The following is a 19,858-nucleotide window of genomic DNA, read 5'->3' as shown; positions in this document are numbered from 1 at the left end:
GTAATGACGACGTGGTCAGCGAGGGCGCGAAGGGACGCAGAGTTCGGGCGCTGTCGGCCGAGCTCGCGCTCAAGACGCTCCGAGCCGACCAGGAGCAGTCCGGACGCCTGAGATCCGTCATCGAACAGGCGCTGGTCTTCACCGGCGCGACGCTGGTCGCCGTCTACCTCCCCACCGAGGACGGCGGGGAGCTGCGCCTGGCCGCGGCGGCCGGTGTTCCCCGCACGCTGTACGGCCTGCGGGACGGTTATCCGGCGAACGGGAACTCGCCCGTGGCCACCGCGGCCCGGCGGGGCGGGCCGGTCAGCGCCACGTCGGGCGCCTCTGACACCTCGGACACCTCGGATATCTCCGGCACTTCGGCGGCGGGCGAACCGCCGGACGGGGCGGCCCCGTTCGACGCGCCGCTGCTGGCGCTGCCGGTGCGGGCCGACGAGGACGGCGTGGGCTGCCTGGTCGCCGTCACGGACGACCCGGCGGGGTTCGACGCCGAGGACCGGCAGTGCCTGGAGCTGTACGCCGGGGCCGTCACCCGCCCCCGGCAGGAGCCGCCGCCGGCCGAACCGGCCGAGGCACAGCACGACCGCCGGGCCCGCGGTTTCAGCCTCGCCATGGACTCCGGGCGGATCGAGGTGGGCGACGAGGTCCTGGCGCTCTTCGGCCTGGCCCCGGGGGACTTCGACGGTCGGGTGGACACGCTGCTGGCGCTGACCGTGCCGGAGGACCTGCCGACCGTCATGTCCGTGGTCGAACCGGGCCACATGGCCACCGGTGAACGCGAGTTGGAGTTCCGCATCCGCCGGCCCTCGGGTGAACTGCGCTGGCTGCGGCTGCGCGGGCACGTGGTGTTCGCCGCGAACGGCCGCCCGGCGCGGCTGGTGGGCACCGTCGGCGACACCTCCCGGCTGCGCGCGGGCGTCAACGACGTGGGCCGGATCCAGCAGTTGGCGACGGACCTGTCCAACGCCTCGACGGTCCAGGAGGTCAGCGAAGTCGTGGCCGTGGCCCTGCGCGGGCCGCTCAACGCCGACCGGATCGCGCTGGCAGAGGTGGAGACCGACCGGCTGGTCGTGACCGTGCTCGACCCCGCGGACCAGGGCGCCTGGCCCGAGGTGTGGCGCAGCGAGTGGCGCACGGAGTGGCCGGACGCCCCCACCCGCTCGATGCCGACGCTGGCGACCGCGCTGCGCGAGGGCAGGATCGCCTTCTGCCCGCCGGGAACGCCGGTGGAGCCCGCGCTGGCAGGGGTTGGCCCCGGGGGGCTGGCCGTGCTCCCGCTGCCCGCCGCGGGACGGGTGGTCGGGTGCTGCCTGATCGGCTGGGACTCCCCGCACGAATTCGCCCCCGACGAACGGGCCGTGCTGACCGCCGCCGCCGGTCTGGCCGGCCAGGCGCTGGTCCGGGTGCGGGCCTTCGACGCCGAGCACGAACTCGTCGCCACCCTTCAGCGCACCCTGCTCCCCCGCCGCCTGCCCGAACTGCCCGGCGGCATCGCCGTCGCCCGCTATCTGCCGACCACCGGCGGCCTGGAGGTCGGGGGCGACTGGTACGACGTCATCCATCTGCAGGACCACCACGTCGCGCTGGTCATCGGCGACGTGCAGGGGCACAACGCGGGCGCGGCCACGCTCATGGGCCAGATGCGCACGGCGATCCGCGCGTACGCGGTGGAGGGGCATCCTCCCGACGTCGTGGTCTCGCACGCCAACCGGCTGCTCATGGGCATGGAGACCGATCTGTTCGCCACGTGCTGCTACGTGTCCATCGACATGGAGGAGGGCAGCGGCTGGTGCGTCCGCGCCGGGCACCTGCCCCCGGTGCTGCGGCTGCCCGACGGCGGGACGGAGACGGTGGAGGGCGACGGCGGGCCGCCGCTCGGCGTCATCGCGCACGCCGACTTCCCGCTGATCCCGCTGCGCCTGCGCCCGGGCACCGTCCTGGCGCTGACCACCGACGGGCTGGTGGAGTCCGCCGAGCTCCACTACGACGACGGCATGCGGCGGCTGGCCGAGGCGCTCTCCGGCACCGACCCCGGCCACCTGGGGCTCATGGCCGACGCGCTGCTGGACGGCGCCACCCGCGGCGACGACATCGCCCTGCTGCTCATGCGCTACGACGGCATGGCGGTCAAGCCCCTCCGTGAGAGCTGGGCGGTGTGGCGGCTGCCCGACGCCACCTCGCACGCCCGCCGTTTCACCGGCCGCACGCTGCGGTCGTGGGGGCTGCCCCGCGACGAGGTGGACACCGCGCTCCTGGTGGTCTCCGAACTCGTCACCAACGCCCTGGTCCACACCCAAGGGCAGGTCCGGCTCGACCTCACCCTCATCGGCGACCGCCTGCGCATCGCGGTCAGCGACGGCTCTCCGCGCACTCCCGTCAAGCCCGCCCTCGTGAGCTGGCAGGACACCGGCGGCCGCGGCATCCTCCTCGTCGAGGCGGTGTCCACGGCCTGGGGCACGCTGCCGCTCAGCGGCGGCAAGCAGGTGTGGAGCGAGCTGACGGTGCAGGCGCGGCCCGTCTGACGGCGTCTGACCCCGCCTGATCAGCCGTGAGCCCCGACCGCGCCCACTCCTGCGGCAGTTGAGCCGGGACCGCTTCAAAACCGTGACCTGCAGCACCTCTTCCCGACATGCCGACCAGTCGGTATCGTGCGGCCACCCCGGAGCGCCCCGGCATCCGGGGGCGTACCGGCCCTGCCCGCTTGGAGACCGCGTGATGACGTACTTCGGCGACACCCGGCACCACTTGTCCGCACGCTGCCGCGCCCTGCCCGGCCGGCCGCCGGGTGCGACCGCGTCCCGGCCCGACTGAACAGGGGTCACGCCGCGGGCCGTTGCGGTCCGCGGTCCGGGGCGGAGCCTGGGCCGGACCGAATCCGATTCTGATTCTGATTCTGATGCGAAGTCTGGTTCCGGGTCCGGATTCGGAAGCACCGGCCCCGCCCCTCCGGCCCCTGCCCCTCTTCCCCCGCCCCGCCGAACTCCCCTAGGAAGGGTGACTGGTGGAAAGCCTCCTGCGGATCGACGGCCTCGGAGTCTCCTTCGGTGGTCTGTCCGCACTCGACGCGGTGTCCCTGTCCGTCCGGCCCGGCGAAGTGCTCGGTGTGATCGGGCCCAACGGCGCCGGAAAGACGACCCTGTTCAACGCGGTCTGCGGCTTCGTGCGGCCCGCCGCCGGAACGCTGTACTGGCAGGACCGCCCGGTGTCCTGGCCCCGCCCGCATCAGCTGGCCCGGCTCGGCATCGCCCGCACGCTCCAGGGGCTGGGGCTGTTCCCCCGGCTGACCGTGCTGGAGAACGTGATGGTGGGCGCCACCCGGCACGCCCGGGCGGGCTTCGCCTCGGCGCTGCTCGGGCTGCCCCGCTCCGACCGTGACGAGCGCCTGCTGCGGCACCGCTCCCTGGCGGTGCTGCGCGAACTCGGGGCGGAGGACGTCGCCGGCCGGCTGCCCGGTGAACTCCCCTACGGCGTGCAGAAACAGGTGACGCTGGCCCGCGCGCTGGCCGGGGAGCCGCGCCTGCTGCTGCTCGACGAACCGGCCTCCGGGCTGTCCGAGGCCGAGATGCGCCGGCTCGGCGAGGTGATCGGCGGACTGCGCGAGCGGATGGCGGTGGTCATCGTCGAGCACCACATGGACCTCGTGATGAGCGTCTGCGACCGGGTCCTGGTCCTGGACTTCGGCCGGGCCATCGCCCAGGGCACACCCGACGAGGTACGCGACGACCCGCTCGTCACCGAGGCCTACCTCGGCGACGAGGTCACCGAGGCGACGGCGGACACGACGCGAGAGGAGTCCTCCCGTGCTTGAGATCGACGGCCTCGCCGTCCGCTACGGCATGGTCCGGGCGCTGGACGAGGTCTCCCTGACGGTGGACCGGGGTTCCATCACCGCCGTCCTCGGGGCCAACGGCGCCGGGAAGACCACCTTGCTGCGCGCCGTCCACGGGCTGGTCCGCCCGCGCGCCGGGCGGATCGTGCTGGACGGCGACGACATCACCCGCCTCCCGGTGGAGGACGCCGTACGCCGCGGACTGGCCCATGTGCCCGAGGGACGCGGGGTGATCACCGAGCTGAGCGTCCACGACAACCTGCGCCTGGGCGGCCTCTGGCGCGGCCGCGCCGAGCGCCGGGCCCGGCTCGCCGAGGGGCTCGACGAGGTGTACGGGCTCTTCCCCGCGCTGGCCGAACGCCGGGCCCGGCCCGCCGAGACGCTCTCCGGCGGCGAACGGCAGATGCTCGCCATCGGGCGCGCCCTGATGACCCGGCCGCGGCTGCTGCTGCTCGACGAGCCGTCGCTCGGGCTCGCGCCCCGCGTCACCGCCCAGATCCTCGCCGTCCTGCGGGACCTGCGGGACCGACAGGGACTGACCGTGCTGCTCGTGGAGCAGAACGCGCGCAGCGCGCTGTCCGTCGCGGACCACGGCGTCGTGCTGAACCTGGGACGGGTCGTCGCCGCCGACGCGGCCGCCCGTCTCGCCACCGCGGACGACCTCCGCCACGCCTACCTGGGGTTCTGAATGTATTTCATCAATCTGACACTCGGCGGGGTGAGCAGCGGCATCGTCTACGCCGCGGTCGCGCTCTCCCTGGTGCTGATCTGGCGGGCGACACGGATCGTCAACTTCGCCCAGGGCGGCATGCTGATGATCACGACCTTCGTGGCGCTCGGCGTCATCCACGCGACGGGTTCCTACTGGGCCGGGCTGCTGGCGGCCCTGGCCGCGGGCTTCCTGCTGGGCGCGGTGGTGGAACGGCTGCTGGTGCGGCCGGTGGAGAACGCCCCGCCGATGAACGCGGTCATCGTCACCCTCGGCCTGCTGCTGTTCCTCCAGGCGGTCGCCGGGATGGTGTGGGGCGGGTCGCCGCGCTCCTTCCCGCCGCTGCTGGGCATCCAGGGGTTCGGCATCGGCGGCGCGCGACTGCTGCTGTCGCCGTCGGACCTGTTCACCATCGGCGCCGTGCTGGTCGTCATGGGGCTGCTGGTCGTCCTCTTCCGTGCCACGCCGGTGGGGCTGCGGATGCGCGCCGCGGCCTTCGCCCCGGAGGTGGCGCGGATGTTCGGTGTGCGCGTCGGGCGGGTGCTCACGCTGGGCTGGGCATTGGCCGGCGCGGTGGGCGCGCTCGCCGGCGTACTGATCGCGCCGACGACCTTCGTCGGGCCCAACCAGTTCGACGCGGTGCTGGTCTTCGGCTTCGCCGCGGCCGTCGTCGGCGGGCTGGACAGTCCGCCGGGCGCGGTGGTCGGCGGACTCGTGGTCGGGCTGACACTGAGCTACGTCTCGGGCTACCTGGGCTCCGAAGTGGCCCTGCTGGGGGCGCTGGTGGTGCTGATGGCGGTGCTCATGGTGCGGCCCAACGGGCTGTTCTCCCGTACCTCCGTGCGACGGGTGTGAGCGCCATGACCGAGACGACCGACACGACGACACCTCCTGCCGACAAGTCCACCGCCCCGGGCCCGCCGGCGTGGCTGCGCCCGGCGATGGACCGCACCCTGCTCCGGCACCTGCTGCCCGGCGCATTGGCCCTGCTCGTGCTCTGCGCCGTCACCGCCGCCCTGCCGCCGTTCCAGGACCTCCAGATCGCCAACATCGCGACCTATGTGTGCGCGGTCGCCGGGCTGACGGTGCTGACCGGACTCAACGGCCAGATCTCCCTGGGGCACGGCGCCCTGATGGCGGTCGGCGCCTACGGCACCGGGCTGTTCCTCACCAACCTCGGCTGGCCGCTGCCCCTGGCCCTGGCGGCCGGGACGGCGGTCACCGCCGCGGTCGGCGCCCTCGTCGGCACCGCGGCGGCCCGGCTGCAGGGCCCGTACCTGGCGGGCGCGACGCTCACGCTGGCGGTCGGCCTGCCCGCGCTGGCCAACTACCGGCATCTGTCGGACCTGCTCGGCGGCGAGAACGGCCTGGTGGTGGCCACTCCCCCGCCGCCCGCCGCGCTCGGCCCGTACTTCCCCCTGGAGCGCTGGCAGGCGTGGGTCTGCCTGCTGTGCGCGGTGCTCGTGCTCGTCCTCCTCGCGGACCTGGGCCGCAGCCGGGTGGGCCGGTCATGGCGGGCGATCCGGGACGACGAGGATGCGGCGGCGCTCGCCGGCATCCCCGTGGCCCGGCTGCGGGTGCTCGCCTTCGTGGTCAGCGCGGCCTGCGCGGGGCTGGGCGGCGGGCTGCTCGCGGTGGTCAGCTCGCTCGCCGCGCCGGGGGCGTTCCCACTGGCCCTGTCGCTGTCGCTGCTGACGGGCGCGGTGCTCGGCGGCCTGGGCAGCCTCGCGGGCGCCGTCTACGGGTCGATCGTGCTCGTGTTGCTCCCCACCTGGACCGGGGACGTCGCGGACGCGCTCCACCTGTCGCGGGGCTTCTACGCGAACCTGCCGCTCGCCCTGTTCGGCCTCGTCCTCGTCCTGTCGATGCTCGTCTTCCCGCAGGGCATCCAGGGCGCCCTGGTCCGGCTCGCCCGGCGGCTGAGGGCGGCGCGCCGCACGCCGTCCTGACCGCTCCCCCCTTACGGCACGACCCCCGCACATCCGTCCATCACCCACCGAATCCGATTCGGTTCCTGGAGGGGCCATGAGAAGAAGTCTCCGCACCACACTCCGCGCACGCCTGCATCTGCGCGCCACGGCCGCGTTCGCCGTCCTGGCGCTCGCCCTCACCGCGTGCGGTGGCGGGTCGGGCGGCGGCTCGGCACCCGGCGTCACCAAGGACAGCATCGTCATCGGCAGCCACCAGCCGCTCACCGGCCCGGCGGCCCCGGGCTACAGCAACGTCTCGCAGGGGGCGAAGGCGTACTTCGACTACGTCAACGCCCACGGCGGCGTCAACGGCCGGAAAATCGACTTCCGTTACCGTGACGACGCGTACAACCCGACCGAGACGGTGAAGATCACCAAGGAACTCGTCCTCCAGGACCGGGTCTTCGCGATGCTCGGCGGCCTCGGCACCCCGACGCACACCAAGGTGGTGGACTTCCTCAACGCCCAGCGCGTGCCGGACCTGTTCGTCTCCTCCGGCTGCCGCTGCTGGGACGAGCCGAAGAAGCACCCGCAGACCTTCGGCTGGCAGCCCGACTACGTCGTCGAGGGCAAGATCCTCGGCCAGTACATCAAGGAGCACTTCGCGGGCAAGAAGGTCGCGTACTTCTACCAGGGCGACGACTTCGGCAAGGACGGCGTGGCCGGGCTCGACCAGTTCATCCCGGCCGACCAGGTCGTCAGCCGGCAGAGCTACCAGCCCGGCGGCACCGACATCAGCCCGCAGGTAGCGGCCATCGCCGCCAAGAAGGCCGACGTCGTCGTGCTGTTCACCATCCCCAGCTACACCGCGCTGTTCAAGCTCACCTCGGTCAAACTCCGCTACAACCCGCAGCTGGTGGTGACCAACGTCGGCTCCGACCCGACCACGCTGGGCGGGCTGCTGGACGCGTACGTGAAGAAGGCAGGCGGCACCGCCGACGTCGCCGCGCTGATGGACGGCATCATCACCGACACCTACATGCCGCCGACCACGGACGCCTCCAACAGCTGGATCAAGCTCTTCCGTTCGATCCACGACAAGTACATCCCCAAGACGCCCTTCGAGGGCAACGTGGAGTTCGGGATGTCCATGGCCTACACCTTTGTGCAGGCTCTGAAGGCCGCGGGGAAGGACCCCACGCGCGAGTCGCTGGTCAAGGCCGTGGAGAAGGGCGGCTTCACCGGTCCCGGCCTGGTGCCGTTCCGCTACAGCGCCGACTCCCACGCCGGGTACACCGGGGTGCAGATCGGCAGGCTGAAGGGATCGGAGGTCAGCCTGGAGGGCACCCCGCTGGTCACCGACAGCGGGACCGGCCCGATCACGGCGTACACCACCGCGCAGCCCGAGGCGCCCGCGGACGGGATTCCGGCGTCCTGACCGAAGGGGCCCGGGAGACCGAAGGTAGTGTTCTGCCCCACCAGGCAGTGACGGACGAAAGGTCCCGGGATGGGCGACACACAGGGCGACGAGCCGCTCGTCGGCGACTCCCCTGACGCCCCGGCCGCGGACCCGGGGTCCGGGCCCGCGGCCGCACCCGCGACCGCGCCGGCCCGGACACCCAGCCGCGCCGAGACCACCCGCCAGGCCCTGCTCAAGGCCGCGCGGGAGGTCTTCGGCGAGGCCGGCTACACCGCCGCCGGCATAGCCGAGGTGGTCCGCCGCGCCGACGCCAGCGTGGGCGGTCTCTACCACCACTTCGACGGCAAGGCCGACCTCTTCCTGGCGCTCTGGGAGGACTTCCGGGCCGCGCAGGCCCACGCCGCCGCGCAGGCCGTCGCCCGGCGCCGCGCGGCCGGCGAGACCGACCCCCGCGTACTCTTCCTCACCGGCACCCGCGCCTACCTCGAACACACCTGGGCACGGCGCGAGATGGCCAAGCTCTTCTACACCGGCGACACTCCGCCGGGCTTCGACGTGATGGGCCGCCGGAATCTGCGCACCTGGATCCACCACAACGCGACCCTGCTCGGCGCGAGCCGGGAGGAGCCGGGCGACCGCGCGCTGCTCATCGCCCTGACCACGACCATCGCGGAGATCGGCCGCGAACTGGTGACCTGCGACAACGCATGCGAGGCGGCCGCCCTCACCGACAGCGCCATCGGACTCATCGACGGGCTGTGCGACTTCGCCCCCGGAGGGGCGCGCTACCCGGTCCGGCAGCCTCAGATGCGCTGACCCGGCGCCTGCGTCGTGTCGCGCTGGCGCGGCAGGGCGACCCCTGCCGCCCCTTCCTTGCCGTCCTCCTGACGGAGCATCACCGTGCGGGTGGGGTAGGAGATCTCGATGCCCTCATCCTGGTAGCGGCGGTGCAGGCGCTTGAGGAACTCGTGCTTGATCCGGTACTGCTCGCCGTACTCGGAGGTCCGCAGGATCACCGAGAAGTCGATACGGGACTCGCCGAAGGTGTGGAAGCGCACCGCCGGCTCGTGATCCGGCATACCGCCCTCGACCCCGGCCATCACCTCGCCGGCGACCTCGATCGTCACCCGCTCCACGTGCTCCAGGTCGTTGCCGTAGCCGACGCCCGCCTGCACGATGAGCGACATCTGCTGCTCGGGCTGGTGGTAGTTGGTGGCGATCGCCCCGGCCAGCTTGGCGTTGGGGATGATCACCAGGTTGTCGGAGAGCTGCCGCACCACGGTGTTGCGCCAGTTGATGTCGACGACATAGCCCTCCTCGCCGCTGCTCAGCCGGATGTAGTCACCGGGCTGCACGGTCTTGGAGGCGAGGATGTGCACGCCGGCGAAGAGGTTGGCGAGGGTGTCCTGGAGCGCGAGGGCGACGGCGAGACCGCCGACGCCCAGGGCCGTTATCAGCGGCGCCACGGAGATGCCGAGCGTCTGGAGCAGTACCAGGCCGCCCATGGCCAGCACCGCGACGCGGGTGATGTTGACGAAGATGGTCGCCGAGGCCGCCACACCGGACCGCGACAGCGCGACCGACCGCACCGTCTCGGCCACCATGCGCGCCGCGGCGACCGAGGCGGCGAGGATCAGCAGGGCGACCAGGACCTGGTTGACCGTGTGGTCCACCGCGTGCCGCAGCGGGAGCGCGGCGGCGCCCGCCCACGCCCCGGCCGCCAGGACCGCCCAGGGCACCGCGGTGTGCAGGGCCGTGACGACGATGTCGTCCCCGCCCCACCTCGTCCGCGTGGCCCGTTCCCCGAGCCAGCGCAGCCCCAGTCGCAGCGTCAGGGCCGCCACCACGCCCGCGGCCACCCAGGCGCCGGCGACTATCAGGTCGTGCATCGTCAGCGCACGGATCACCGGCCCGCTCCCGTCGTGTGTACGGATCCAGCCAGGGGACGGGGGACGTGCTGTGTCGTCACTTGTCGCCTTATCGTTCCGGGGACGTCGAAGGACCGCGCCGGACATCCCTCGTCCGGGCGCGATCTTCACCATCCTGCCGCAGTCGTCACCGTGCGCGCATGTCGCGGACCGGACAACGGGAAGCATCGCCCACCGGGTTGGGCGGCGCCCCGCGCACCGGGACGGCGCGCGGGACGGCCGGTCCCGCCCCGGGACCGGGGGGCGGGGCCGGCCACCCCCGGCTACCGGACGCCCACCGCAGCCCGCGCGGAGCCGGAGCCCCGCGCGGGGAAGAAGCCGCGGGGCGGGGGTGCGGTGCGCAGCCGGGTCGCGTAGCCGAACAGCTCGGCCAGCGGGACGGTCGCGGTCAGCACGGCCGTACCCGCCCGGGCCGACTGGCCCGTGACGCGGCCGCGCCGGGCGGCCAGGTCCCCGAGCACCCCGCCGACGGCGTCGCCCGGCACGGTGACGGTGACCTCGGCCACCGGCTCGAGCAGGGCCATGGCGCTCGCCCGCAGGGCCTCGCGGAGCGCGAACCGGCCCGCAGCGCGGAAGGCCGTCTCCGAGGAGTCCTTCACGTGCGTGGCCCCGTCGGTGAGCGTGACCCGCAGGCCCGTGACCCGGTGGCCGCCGAGCGGCCCTTCGGCCAGGGCGTCCCGGCAGCCGGCCTCGACCGCCCGGACGTACTCCTTGGGCACCCGGCCGCCGGTGACCGCCGAGGCGAACACGAACTCGTCCTCGTGGGGCTCCACGTCGATCACCACATGGGCGAACTGGCCCGCGCCGCCGTCCTGCTTGACGTGCCGGTGCACCCACCCGGCCACGCCGCGCACGACGGTCTCCCGGTGCGCGACCTGCGGGCGGCCGACGGCGACCTCCAGCCCGTGGGCACGGCGGACCTTCTCCACCGCGACCTCCAGGTGCAGTTCGCCCATGCCGGACAGCACGGTCTGGCCGGTCTCCGGGTCGGTGCGGACCGTCAGCGACGGGTCCTCCTCCGTCAGCCGGGCCAGCGCCGCCGCCAGCCGGTCGGTGTCGCCGCCGCGGCGTGCCTCGACCGCGACGGTGACGACCGGCTCGGCCGTCCCGGGCGGTTCGAGAACCAGGGGCGCCGCCGGATCGCACAGCGTCGCGCCCGCGCCGGCCGCCTTCACGCCGACGACCGCGACGATGTCCCCGGCCACGGCGCGGTCGACGTCAACGTGCCGGTCCGCTTGGACCCGCAGGATGCGGCCGACGCGCTCGGTGCGCCCGGCCCGTGCGTCCAGCACCGTGTCCCCCTTCCGGATCGTTCCCTCGTACACCCGCAGATAGGTCAGCCGTCCCGTCGCGGTCGCCGCGACCTTGAACACCAGCCCGGCGAACGGCTGCCGCGGGTCGGCCGCCGTACGCACCGGCGGTACGTCCAGCGGCGACGGCAGGTACGCCACCACGGCGTCCAGCAGCGGCTCGATACCGCGGTCGCGGTAGGCCGATCCGCACAGCACGACCACGCCCTCCCCGGTGCGGGTCAGGTCGCGCAGCGCCGCGCGCAGCGTCGCCTCCGCCACCTCCCCGTCCGCGCAGAACTCCTCCAGCGCGGCCGGGTGCAGCTCGGCCACCGCCTCCTCCAGCAGCCGGCGCCGGCGCCGTGCCTCCTCGCGCAGACGGTCGGGCACCTCGCCGTCCTCGTACGTCTCGCCACCGGCCCGCCAGGTCAGCGCGCGCATCCGCAGCAGGTCCACCACGCCGGTGAAGCCGTCCTCGCGCCCGATCGGCAGCTGCACGACCAGCGGTTGGACGTGCAGCCGTTCCCTGATCGACGCGACGGCCGTGTCCAGGTCGGCCCCGGCGCGGTCCAGCTTGTTGACGAACGCGATCCGCGGGACGCCGTGCCGGTCGGCCTGCCGCCACACCGACTCGCTCTGCGGCTCGACGCCCGCGACGGCGTCGAAGACCGCGATCGCGCCGTCGAGCACGCGCAGCGAGCGTTCCACCTCGTCGGAGAAGTCCACGTGGCCCGGGGTGTCGATGAGGTTGAGCCGGTGGCCGTCCCAGTCGCAGCTGACCGCCGCGGCGAAGATGGTGATGCCGCGGTCGCGCTCCTGCGGGTCGAAGTCGGTGACGGTGGTGCCGTCGTGGACCTCGCCGCGCTTGTAGGTGGCGCCGGTGAGGTACAGGATCCGCTCGGTGACGGTGGTCTTGCCCGCGTCGACGTGGGCGAGGATGCCCAGATTGCGGACGGCGCGGACGGCGGTCAGGGGTCGGACGGTGCGCATGGCCCGTTGCCTTTCGGGTGATCAGGTGCGATCGGGAGGAGGGCGGCGCGATTCCCGGACGGGACGCCCCGGCAAGGGGGCGTCGGGACCTCCCCGTTGACCCGGGTCAGACGGGGTGCGGCAGGGCGTACCCGGCCGGCAGCCCTGGCTGCGGTCCTGCGGTCGTACGGGGGATCAGAAAGTCGTCGCGGGCGTCCGGTGCGGGCCGCGCAGCCGGCACCGGGCCGCGGAAGACACCAGGATCACCTCGTGGCGTGACGGGGGGACGACGGCTGCGGTGCGGTGACGCACGGCCCTGCCCCCCTCGTTCGGCACGGAACGCGCCGCGGTGTCGGTGCGGCGGCGCGTGATCGACTGCGAGCGTAGCGAGCGGGGGCCGTCCCGGTCACCGGGTTTTCCGCGCGGCCGTCGTAGCGGCTTTGCGGCGCCTTCGCGGCCGTCGTACCGTCAGCTCCCGCAGGCTCCCGGCCAGGCGTAGCCGGGCAGCAGGCGCTGCCAGCGCCGACGGTCGGAAGGGCCCGCCAGACGGCACACCTGGGCGGTGCGGTGGCGGACGTCGGGGTCCCAGAGCCGGATCGTGCCGTCGTTGCCCGCACTGGCCACGGTCGCCCCGTCCGGGCCGAAGGCGACGCTCCACACGGCCCGGGTGTGGCCGGTGAGGGTCGCGGTGAGCCGCCGCGTCGCGGGGTCCCACAGGCGTACGGTGCGGTCGTTGCCGCTGCTGGCGAGGGTCCGCCCGTCCGGCGCGAAGGCGACTCCGCGCACGGAGCCGGTGTGGCTGGTGAGGACGCCCGCCGCCCGGGCGTGCGGCACGTCCCACAGCCGCACGGTGCCGTCGTTGCCGCTGCTGGCGAGCGTCCGCCCGCCCGGCGCGAAGGCGACAGCCCGCACCGAGCCGGTGTGCCCCGTCAGGACGGCGGTGGTGTGCCGGGTGCGGGTGTCCCACAGACGCAGCGTCAGGTCGTCGCTGCCGCTGGCCAGCCGGCGGCCGTCCGGGCTGTAGGCGAGGCAGTTGACGAAGTCGGTGTGCCCGGCGAGGACGGCGACTTGGCGTCGGGTGGCGGTGTCCCAGAGGCGGACCGTGCGGTCGGCGGAGCCGGTCGCCAGGGTCCGCCCGTCGGGGCTGAACGCGAGGGCGAAGACCACGCCCTTGTGACCGCGCAGGACGGCCGCGCCGGCGGTCGCGCTCCGGCGCGTCCGGATGTCCCACAGGCGCACGGTGCGGTCCGCGCCCGCCGACGCGAGCCACCGGCCGTCCGGGCTGAACGCGACGTCGTAGACCGGGCCGCTGTGGCCGGTGAGGGTGTACGCGGGGGCGTGGCGGGCCATGTCCCACACCCGTACGGTGCCGTCGCCGCCGGCCGAGGCCAGGGACCGCCCGTCGGGGCTGAAGGCGGCCTTCCACACCTCGGTGGCGGGGGTGGCGGCCAGGGTGCTGCGGTGCAGGTCCCACAGGACGACGGTCCTGTCGAAGCCCGCGCTGGCGACCAGATCGCCGCGGGCGGCCACGGCGACGGCGAGCACGTAGTCGGTGTGGCCGGCGAGGGTGCCGACCGGCAGATGGGTGCGGACGTCCCAGCGGATGACGGTGCCGTCGCCGCCCGCCGAGACGACGGTGTGGCCGCCGGGCCCGAAAGCGAGGCCGTTGACGTCGTCGTCGTGCCCGGTGAGCGTCGCCGTGCGGCGCAGGGTGGCGACGTCCCGTATCTGCACGGTGCGGTCGGCGCCGCCGCTGGCGAGGGCGCGCCCGTCGGGGCTGAACGCGAGGGCGAGCACGTCGCCTCTGTGGCCGCGCACCACGGCCACGCGCCGCCCCGTCCGGGTGTCCCACAGCCGCACGGTGCGGTCCGCCCCCGCCGAGGCGAGCAGCTGGCCCCGGGGGTGGAAGGCCAGCGCGAGGACCTCGTCGGTGTGGCCGGTGAGCACGGCGGTCCTGCGGCGGGTGACGACGTCCCACAGCCAGACCGTGCCGTCACCGCCGGCCGATGCCAGCGTGCGTCCGTCGGGCGCGAACGCCACGGCGCGCACCGCTCCCTGATGAGGCGTCAGAACGGCGACGGCGCGGCCGTCCCGCACGGACCACAGCCGGACGGTGCCGTCGGTGCTCCCGGAGGCCAGCAGCCGCCCGTCGGGCGAGAAGACCACCGACCGGACGGGGCCCCGGTGCCCGGTCAGCACCGCGGAGCCGGAACGGGAGGCGACGTCCCACAGCCGCACCGTGCGATCGGAGCCCGCCGAGGCCAGCAGCTTCTGGTCGGGTGAGAACACGACCGCGTTGACGGCGCCCGTGTGCCCGGTGAGCCGCCCGGCGAAGGCGTCGGCCTGCGTGCTGAGCAGCGCGCTGCGGGCCTCGGTGGTGGGCGCCGTGCGGTAGGCGGCCTCGGCCAGCAGCATCGCCGCCTCCGGGCGGCCCACGGCCAGTTGGGCCGAGCGCGCGGCCATGGCCTGCGACAGCGCGGTGGCGCGCTGCCGGTCGGCGCCGAGCCGCTGCTCCACGGCCACACCGCCGGCCAGCACCGCGAGGACCAGCATGACGGCGAGCACGACCACGCCGGTCCGCTGCTGGCGGGCCCGGCGGCGCACCAGCAGTCGGCGCAGGTCCTCCTCGCGGGTGGACGCGGTGAGGAAGTCGGCCTCCACGGGGCTCAGTTCCCCGGCGCGGCGGCCGGGACCGGCCGCCCACTCCCGGGTGGCGGCCAGCCGGGTGCCGCGGTAGAGGAGTCCGGGGTCGCGGCCCTCGCGTTCCCATTCGCGGGCGACCCCGGTGAGCTGCTGGTGCAGCAGCAGGTCGGCGCGGGCGGCGTGCACCCAGGTGCGCAGCCGCGGCCAGGCGCGCAGCAGCGCCTCGTGGACGATCTCCACATGGGCGGCGCCGACGGTCAGCAGCCGCGCGGCGACGAAGGCGTCCAGCGCGGCGCGCGCCGCCGCGACGTCCGGCAGTCCGTCCAGGAGGTCCACGGGGCCGCGGGGGCGCCGGGAGTGCTCATTGTCCTCGCCGACCCGCACCAGCCGCAGCAGCAGCCGCCGGGCGGCCTCCTGCTCGGCGGGCGACAGCGCCGTGTACAGGGCCTCGGCGGCGGTCGCGACGGAGCCGTGGATGCCGCCCGCGGCAAGGTATCCCGCGACGGTCATGGTGCGGCCAGAACGCTGCCGCCAGGTGGCCATCAGGGCGTGGGCCAGCAGCGGCAGGGTGCCCGGGGAGCCGCCGCCCTCGTCCCCGGCGCCGCCCGGCGTCTCCGCCCCGAGGTCCCGCAACAGCACTTCGACCAGGCCGGGTTCGAGCTCGGTCCCCTCCTCCTCGGCGGGCCGCACGATGCACGCGCGCAGTTCCGCGGGGCTCATGGCACCCAGGGCGAACAGGCCGTCGCTGAACACCGGCACAAGGGAGGGGTGCTCCAGGCAGCGCCCCGTCACGTCGGCGCGGATCCCGAGGACGACGGCGGTGTCGGCGGACGCCGCGAGACCGGTGAGGGCGGCGATGAAGGCACGCCGCTCGGCCTCGTCGTCGCAGAGGGTGAAAGTTTCCTCGAACTGGTCCACCACGACGACAAGGCCCGCATCCCGCGTACCTGACGTTGTGTCACTTCCGTCCGTCCGCTGTTCGAGGGCCGCGGCGAGGGCGGCAGACGGCCGGGCGGTCGGCGTGCACACTTCGACGCGCCAGTCCCGGTACGCGGTCCCCGCCAGGGCGGGGACCAGCCCGGCCCGCAGCAGCGAGGACTTCCCGGCCCCGGATGGCGCGACGACGGCCAGCGATCCCTTGCCGACGCGCAGTTCGAGGCGGTGCAGAAGTTCCTCGACCGCCCGCTCGCGACCGAAGAACCGCGTCGCGTCCTCGGTGCCGTAGGCGGACAGCCCGGGATAGGGGCAGGGGGCGGCGGCCACGTCCGGCGGCGTGGGGGGCAGGAGGGCGAGCAGGGCGCCCCCGGCCTCCAGTGCCTCGTCGCAGAGCCGGGCGAGATCGGCGTTGACCGGCTTGCCGCCCGTCTCGATCTTGCTCAGATATCCCTTGCTGTAGTGCGTACGGCGCGCCAGCGCGGCGAGCGACAGGCCGCGCTCCAAGCGCAGTTCGCGCAGCGCCGGACCGAACGCCCCGGCCGCCCCGGTCGCCGGGGTCGGTTCGGCGGGCCTGGTCGGCTCACCTGGTGTCCGGTCCATCCGCTCCCCGCCGCGTACGGCGCGGTGAGCGCCGTTCCCTGTCTCCCGGCCCCTCCGCCGCCTGCCCCGTCGCAAGATCAGGAGTACGGCGGGCGGGGCGCGGTTCCCAGGGTCGTGGCGGCGCGGGGGCGCACGGGCGAGAACAGGCCACGGGCCGGCGCCGCCCCACCACCCCCGTGAGCGGTGGGACGACGCCGCCCGTGGCGGTCCGGACGGCCGCACGGCGATGACCGTGCGGGATCGCGGCCGGTGGGCGGGGGTGTACGGAAGCTCGACGGCGTCCGTGTATCCGACACCTGCCCTGCCGACACCACGCGAGTGGAACTACGTGATCCAGCCGCGCCGTTGAACGATCCCTCCCCCGGTCCCCTCCGCGTGGGCGGCGGCCGCGGGGACGAGCGCGAGGACCATGACGGCCGGCCCCCCGGCGACCGGCCCCCCTCCCCGGCGTCGTGCTCCCCTGCGGTCTTCCCCCTCGGAAGACGGCTCGCGCCGCCTCGCCCCCGTCCACCCTCACGGTGACCTCCGACCGCCCGCCACGGACAGGGGTTTCCCGTTTCCTCTTGCCCTCACGGCCCGAAAATCCCTGGTGAGCGCGGCCTGCCGTGCCACGGGGTGCGACGAACGACGGCCGGAACCGGCCACCCGCGGCGCTCCGGGCGGCACTTGTCTTGATCTCGCCGCTCCGGGGCGGCGCCGTGAATGCGGCCCGCCGCCTCCGACGCCCCTCGGCCGCGGGGCCCGGATCGGGCAGCGCACACCGGCACCGGCGGACCCACGTCCCGTGGAGCCGGCGTGCACGACACGGTCGTGGCCGCCCCCTGCGCGCCGGGCGGGGCGGCTCGGGGGATGGACGACAAGGAGGTGCTCGCACTCAGCGGCGACGGCGCGCTGACGGGCGAGGCCCTCGGCGAGATCGCCGACTCCCTGGGCTGCGCGAACGTCCTGGAGGCGGTCTGCCGGCCGACCCGCCCCGCGACCCCTGGACACAGCCCATGCGGCTCACCCTCCACGAAGCGACCCTCGCCCCGCGCACCGGCGACGTGCCGGTGGGCGCGGTGATGCCGTCCCCGGACGGCACGGCCATCGGCCGGGGCCGCAACGAGCGGAAGGCGTCCGGCGACCCGACCGCCCACGCGAGGGTCCCGGCGACGATGGGCGCGGACAAGGGCGACCTGGAGAACGGCCAGACCGGCAGCACCGGCGTGCGGGCGGTGCCGCGTCAGCGGGCGATGCGGACCCCGTCCAGCGCGACGCCCAGCACCCGGTCGCGCTGGATCTCGTCGGAGAAGTAGGTGGAGCTGATGCCGGCGACCATGCGGAGCAGGTCGTCGAAGGAGAAGTCGGTGCGGGCCTCGCCGGCCTTCTGGGCGTGTTCGTAGAGCGGGCCGCCGGCCTGGTACATGGAGTCGCGGCACGCCAGGAAGACGTCGGAGTCGTGGCTGAGCGCCTCGCGGACGGCCCGCTTGGTCACGGTGTAGTCGACGAAGCGACGCAGCCAGGAGGCCAGCGCGTCCCAGGGCTCAAGGGAGGCGACGTCCAGGGCGTACCGGCACAGCTCGTTGACCTCCTCGGCGTAGACGGACTCGAAGAGGTGCCGGCGGGTCGGGAAGTTCCGGTAGAGGGTGGCGATGCCCACACCCGCGCGGCGGGCGATGTCCTCCAGGGAGGTCTCGGCGCCGTTCTCCGCGAAGGCCTCACGCGCGGCGGTGAGCAGGGCGTCGTAGTTGCGGGCGGCGTCCCTGCGTTGCGGACGTTGGGCCGCGACGATCTCGTCCACGGGATACGGCTGGGCCGTCACTTCTGCCTCCCCGGCCGGAACAGTTTGAAGTGGAGGTGAGCCTCCGCTACAGTGGAGGCGTACCTCCACTTTAACAGCCGGGGGCGCACTTCCGTCGACACGTGTCACCGCACGCGCCGGCCGCGCCCCGATTCGCCCCTTTCAGGCCCTTGCATCGGCGCAACGGCCCTCAACTGACTTCCGGCGGACGCCGTCGCGCCCGACGCGGCCCACGCCCCGCCGGCCCACCCCGTAACCACCAGCCCGCTCATCACACCGCAGCCGGCGCACCCGGCCGCGGCCTGTCCGGATTCGGAGAGGCTCCTTCATGCCCCGACGCTCCACCCGCCTCACCTTCGCGGTCCTCGCGACCGGTGCGGGCGTTTTCTCCATGCTGCAGTCGCTGATCGCACCGGCTCTGCCGACGGTCCAGCACGCGCTGCACACGTCCCAGTCCACCGCGACCTGGGTGATGACGGCGTACCTGCTGTCCGCCTCGATCTTCACGCCGATCCTGGGCCGCCTCGGCGACCTCGTCGGCAAGAAGCGCACGCTCGTCGCCGTCCTCGTCGTCCTGACGCTCGGCTGCCTGCTCGCCGCGCTCGCCCCGACCATCGGCGTGCTGATCATCGCCCGCGTCGTCCAGGGCATCGGCGGCGCCCTCTTCCCGCTGTCCTTCGGGATCATCCGGGACGAGTTCGCGCCGAGCCGGGTCAGCCCCAGCATCAGCAACCTGTCCGCGGTGATCGCCGCCGGCGGCGGCGTCGGCATCGTGGCGGCGGGTCCCATCGTCTCCGCGCTCGACTACCGCTGGCTGTTCTGGATCCCGGTCGGCATCGTCGCCGTCACCGCGCTCATAGCCTTCCGCTACGTCCCCGAGTCCCCCAGCCGCGCCGAAGGCCGCGTGAACTGGCTCGGCGCCGGTCTCCTCTCCGCCTGGCTCGTGGCGCTGCTCCTGCCGCTCAGCCAGGCCGGCAACTGGGGCTGGACCTCGGCCCGCGTGATCGGCCTGTTCGTCGCCGCGGTGGTGCTCTTCGCCCTCTGGCTGCTCGCCGAGGCGCGCTCCCGCCACCCGCTGATCGACCTGCGCATCATGCGCCTGCGCGCGGTGTGGACGACCAACGCCGCCGGCCTCCTCTTCGGCGCCGGCATGTACGCGATCTGGTCCTTCCTCCCCGGCTTCGCCCAGACCCCGCGCTCCGCGGGCTACGGCTTCGGGGCGAGCGTCACCTCGGCCGGCCTGCTGATGCTGCCGATGCTGATCGCGATGTTCTTCTCCGGCGTGCTCAGCGGCCGCCTCGAACCGGTCGTCGGCGCCAAGCGCCTCCTCGTCGCCGGCGCCGCACTCGGCGCGGTGGCCTGCGGTTTCCTCGCCGCCTGGCACGACCAGCAGTGGCAGGTCGCCACCTCGGCCGGCATCTTCGGCCTGGGCATCGGCCTCGCGTTCGCCTCGATGGCCAACCTCATCGTGCGCAGCGTCCCGCCGGAGCAGACCGGTGCCGCCAGCGGCATGAACGCCAACATCCGCACCATCGGCGGCTCCATCGGCGCCGCCGTCACCAGCGTCCTCGTCACCAGTCGTCTGCAGCCCTCCGGCCTCCCCTACGCCTCCGGCTACACGCACGGCTTCGCGCTGCTCGCCGTCCTGCTCCTCGGCGCGTCCCTCGCCGCCCTCATGGTTCCGGCCCACCGCCGCGCCCGGCACACCACGGGCAACGTCGTCCGCGCCGCCGACACCCCGGCCCCGGCTGCGGCGAGGGCCGAGGCCGAGGCGGCCCCGGTGGCGGGCGGCTGACCCCAAGCACCACGCGCCGCCGCGCACGGCAAGCGGCCGCCGGCCACGGG

The 19,858-nt window shown here is 74.2% G+C and carries 13 protein-coding genes; 9 read left to right on the top strand and 4 right to left on the bottom strand.

The annotated features are described in order from the left end of the window. Positions 1–11: 11 nt before the first annotated feature. The 7 genes from ACFWVC_RS23985 to ACFWVC_RS23955 all read left to right on the top strand — a co-directional run bounded on the left by ACFWVC_RS23985 (position 12) and on the right by ACFWVC_RS23955 (position 8,684). The gene (locus ACFWVC_RS23985) at positions 12–2,522 is read left to right on the top strand and encodes a SpoIIE family protein phosphatase (protein WP_384289641.1); all 2,511 of its coding nucleotides are present in this window, start codon (positions 12–14) and stop codon (positions 2,520–2,522) included. A 479-nt stretch (positions 2,523–3,001) separates the two neighbouring features. Continuing rightward, the gene (locus ACFWVC_RS23980) at positions 3,002–3,808 is read left to right on the top strand and encodes an ABC transporter ATP-binding protein (protein WP_384289636.1); all 807 of its coding nucleotides are present in this window, start codon (positions 3,002–3,004) and stop codon (positions 3,806–3,808) included. Beyond that, positions 3,801–4,517 carry an ABC transporter ATP-binding protein gene (locus ACFWVC_RS23975; RefSeq protein WP_384289632.1) on the top strand — a complete coding sequence of 239 codons (717 nt, stop codon included), beginning with the start codon at positions 3,801–3,803 and terminating at the stop codon, positions 4,515–4,517. The genes ACFWVC_RS23980 and ACFWVC_RS23975 overlap by 8 nt, the downstream gene beginning before the upstream one ends. A 30-nt stretch (positions 4,518–4,547) precedes the next feature. After that, positions 4,548–5,393 carry a branched-chain amino acid ABC transporter permease gene (locus ACFWVC_RS23970; protein ID WP_360899168.1) on the top strand — a complete coding sequence of 282 codons (846 nt, stop codon included), beginning with the start codon at positions 4,548–4,550 and terminating at the stop codon, positions 5,391–5,393. 5 nt (positions 5,394–5,398) lie between these two features. Continuing rightward, positions 5,399–6,487, top strand: coding sequence for a branched-chain amino acid ABC transporter permease (locus ACFWVC_RS23965; protein ID WP_384289624.1), 1,089 nt, complete (start codon positions 5,399–5,401; stop codon positions 6,485–6,487). Between the two features lie 76 nt (positions 6,488–6,563). After that, complete coding sequence (locus ACFWVC_RS23960) at positions 6,564–7,886, top strand: ABC transporter substrate-binding protein (protein WP_384289621.1); 1,323 nt, start codon at positions 6,564–6,566, stop codon at positions 7,884–7,886. 69 nt (positions 7,887–7,955) lie between these two features. Next, a complete protein-coding gene (locus ACFWVC_RS23955) occupies positions 7,956–8,684 on the top strand; it encodes a TetR/AcrR family transcriptional regulator (protein ID WP_384289616.1) in 729 nt (242 codons plus the stop codon). On the opposite strand, the gene ACFWVC_RS23950 is transcribed toward ACFWVC_RS23955, so the two are convergent. The 3 genes from ACFWVC_RS23950 to ACFWVC_RS23940 form a co-directional block, all read right to left on the bottom strand. Next, entirely contained in the window at positions 8,672–9,775 is a 1,104-nt protein-coding gene (locus tag ACFWVC_RS23950) for a mechanosensitive ion channel family protein (RefSeq protein ID WP_384289610.1), read from the bottom strand. The two genes, ACFWVC_RS23955 and ACFWVC_RS23950, sit on opposite strands and share 13 nt — an antisense overlap. Before the next feature lie 284 nt (positions 9,776–10,059). Next, positions 10,060–12,075 carry an elongation factor G gene (gene fusA / locus ACFWVC_RS23945; protein ID WP_384289607.1) on the bottom strand — a complete coding sequence of 672 codons (2,016 nt, stop codon included), beginning with the start codon at positions 12,073–12,075 and terminating at the stop codon, positions 10,060–10,062. Between the two features lie 447 nt (positions 12,076–12,522). Further along, entirely contained in the window at positions 12,523–16,233 is a 3,711-nt protein-coding gene (locus tag ACFWVC_RS23940) for a helix-turn-helix domain-containing protein (RefSeq protein WP_384289603.1), read from the bottom strand. A 995-nt stretch (positions 16,234–17,228) separates the two neighbouring features. Here ACFWVC_RS23940 and ACFWVC_RS23935 point away from each other — a divergent pair. Then, positions 17,229–17,528, top strand: coding sequence for a hypothetical protein (locus tag ACFWVC_RS23935; RefSeq protein ID WP_384289601.1), 300 nt, complete (start codon positions 17,229–17,231; stop codon positions 17,526–17,528). Here ACFWVC_RS23935 and ACFWVC_RS23930 read toward each other — a convergent pair. Continuing rightward, positions 17,456–18,034 (bottom strand): TetR/AcrR family transcriptional regulator, encoded by a 579-nt coding sequence (locus ACFWVC_RS23930; protein WP_384289599.1) that lies wholly within the window; start codon positions 18,032–18,034, stop codon positions 17,456–17,458. The genes ACFWVC_RS23935 and ACFWVC_RS23930 overlap by 73 nt on opposite strands. A gap of 307 nt (positions 18,035–18,341) precedes the next feature. Here ACFWVC_RS23930 and ACFWVC_RS23925 point away from each other — a divergent pair, with 307 nt between their 5' ends. Next, on the top strand, positions 18,342–19,808 hold the full coding sequence (locus ACFWVC_RS23925) for an MFS transporter (RefSeq protein ID WP_384289596.1): 1,467 nt from the start codon (positions 18,342–18,344) through the stop codon (positions 19,806–19,808). Positions 19,809–19,858: the final 50 nt, after the last annotated feature.

This window comes from Streptomyces sp. NPDC058691, from assembly GCF_042714775.1.
In the GTDB taxonomy this organism is placed as follows: Bacteria; Actinomycetota; Actinomycetes; order Streptomycetales; family Streptomycetaceae; genus Actinacidiphila.
Note: the sequence above shows the minus strand (reverse complement) of the source record. Positions and strands in the feature narration are given on the sequence as shown.